We start from the raw sequence: 433 nt of genomic DNA, 5'->3' as shown, positions 1-433 counted from the left end.
AAGTCAGAACAAAACCGATAACCCGAATGATAAACATTGGCCAATGAAAGACCTTCCTGGACTTTCTATTCTTAAAAAGCAGCGCGGCGCGATAGCCGATTAATATTGGGAAGAGGTAGGAAACATAGCCAAAAAAGTGCAGCAGTATATCGGCAAACCATGCACCGGCTTTACCACCGTAATTTGAAGCAACCTGATTTGTACCCGTGCTACTCCAACCAGGATCCATCGGAGAGTGGGAAATTAATGCAGCGAACAGAAAAATGCAGACAGCAACCGTTAGAATCAAGGCACCTTCACGCGAGCCTTGGGATAAATAGGCATGAAAATGATGTTGTTCTGAGTTACTACTACCAGGTTGTGCCATGTCGCTTATCACTGAATTACTAACTATGGTTGGCGAATCGAAAAAATATAAGTGTACGGACTATAG

1 protein-coding gene is annotated in these 433 nt (G+C 43.4%); it reads right to left on the bottom strand.

Annotation, left to right across the window (positions count from 1 at the left end; translation table 11 throughout):
- The coding region (locus tag A3766_RS10350) for a DNA translocase FtsK 4TM domain-containing protein (protein ID WP_197479514.1) at positions 1-367 on the bottom strand (367 nt) is incomplete at its 3' end.
- Positions 368-433 lie beyond the last annotated feature (66 nt).

The organism is Oleiphilus sp. HI0132 (assembly GCF_001635845.1).
Note: the sequence above shows the minus strand (reverse complement) of the source record. Positions and strands in the feature narration are given on the sequence as shown.